This is a genomic window from Streptomyces sp. NPDC004732, assembly GCF_040609235.1.
Classification (GTDB): domain Bacteria; phylum Actinomycetota; class Actinomycetes; order Streptomycetales; family Streptomycetaceae; genus Streptomyces.
In genome coordinates this window covers 1-1,671 of record NZ_JBEXJR010000041.1, presented here as the reverse complement: position 1 = coordinate 1,671, position 1,671 = coordinate 1, and the positions used below count along the sequence as shown (strand labels likewise).

General features: G+C 29.8%; 2 protein-coding genes and 1 pseudogene. 1 reads left to right on the top strand and 2 read right to left on the bottom strand.

Annotation, left to right across the window (positions count from 1 at the left end; all coding sequences use genetic code 11):
* On the bottom strand, positions 1–607 hold a 607-nt coding region (locus ABZV77_RS42625), incomplete at its 3' end, for a relaxase/mobilization nuclease domain-containing protein (protein WP_356268782.1).
* 20 nt (positions 608–627) lie between these two features.
* The gene (mobC, locus tag ABZV77_RS42620) at positions 628–975 is read right to left on the bottom strand and encodes a plasmid mobilization relaxosome protein MobC (protein ID WP_356268780.1); all 348 of its coding nucleotides are present in this window, start codon (positions 973–975) and stop codon (positions 628–630) included.
* A gap of 354 nt (positions 976–1,329) precedes the next feature.
* Between mobC and ABZV77_RS42615 the strand changes: the two are divergent.
* Positions 1,330–1,464: pseudogene (locus ABZV77_RS42615) on the top strand (IS3 family transposase); the annotation flags it as partial.
* Positions 1,465–1,671: the final 207 nt, after the last annotated feature.

Sequence of the window (1,671 nt, the reverse complement as noted above, 5' to 3'; positions counted from 1 at the left end):
CTTCCCAAGTGTGAGAATGGTTCATTAAAAATTCAAGTTTGTTTTTAATCTCTTTTCGGTAAGAATTTTTAGCAAGATAGACCAAATAATTTTTGTGAGAGTTTCCTAATTTTTGTTCAGGACGGTCAATAATTTTACAACCATATTCTTTAGAAATGTTATCAGAAATTTCTTTCAATCGTTCCAAATCATTTTTTTTTTGTTGAAATTTATTTAAAGTTAAAGGGTCAGTTGCATTTAAAACAATATGATTATGCAGGTGTGGTTTATCGGTATGAGTGGCGATGATAAATTCCGCAGAATTTCCGAGATATTCTTTCATGGTTTTACAACCAATTTCATGAACTTGTTCAGGGGTTAAATGGTCATCAGGAGAAAAAGATTGGACAAAATGATAACCGAACCTTTCATTTTTTTGTGGCTTGTTTTTTAAAGCGATAGCCATTGTTCGTGTCGCTAACATTTCATCACAGGTTGAATGAATATCTAAAATATTTTGACCGGAAACATATTCAAAGTCATTTGTTTTTTCGGAGTTCATCACATAATCAATGAGTTGTTTTAAATCTTTTGCGGAATGAACCGTTCCGTTCGATTGTTTTGGCATATAAATCACTGTCATTTTTTCTAGCCCTCCGAAATATAATGAACCACTTTTTGAATTTTTTCTTCCAAACTTTCTAACTGATTTTGATAATCAGACATCAAACTTTCAGTCTGATTATTTTTATTTTCGTTTAAATGTTTAGCAATTTGATTGATATTATTTCCGATACGTTTTAGTTCAGATTTTGTCGCAGAAATTTCAGAAATAATATTTTTATATTCTGAAAAATCAATAGAAAAAATCTCTTTATTGCAACAGGCTCGTCTAGCAAAAATAGAAAAATTAGTGATACCAGTTTTTCTCATCATCAATTTAATTCTTTCGTTCTCTTTTTCATTTACGAAATTTTTTCTGTATACTTCTCTCACGATTTTCGATTATTTTCATCTTGTCAACCCACAAATATCTGTCAACTCTAAAAGCTCAAAATAGGGGGTTAGTGTCTTTAGTGAACTTCGCACTTGGGTACCCAAGTACAGTAAAAAGTATTCATCTTTCACTCACAAAATCTAAAATTTCCAATTTTATTTTTGTTCGTTTCAGACGAATATTTTTATTTTTGGTGGTGTCCCCCAATCCCCCTTTTTGAAAAAAATTAGAGCTTAATTTCAAATTCTTTTAAGACATCTTCGTATAAATCTTTGACTTCAAAACACAAATTTTTAACTTCATCTTCGGTCAAAGTTTGAACATATTTTTTTGCGTTAATGTAATTATGAACTTATCACTCCATTCAAGAAGTTCAACTCTCTTGCTTTGAATACATCGAACAATTTTATAACAATTATAATCCTCATTCCGCCAACAAGGGTTTAACTCCAAATCAGAAAGAAGAAAATTATTTTAAGAAAATATAGCTCATTTTGTGTCTAAATATTTGACATTGGTCCAGAAACCCTAAAGATGAAAATTTGAGACAATTAGCTGATGCACTAAATGTTTCATTTGAATATTTAACAGATACAGAAATTTTGCCAATTTATCAAGAACTCTCAGATGATAATAATCAACAAACAATTAATTATGCTGAGGATAAATTAAAAAGCCAAAAGGAACAAGAAAAC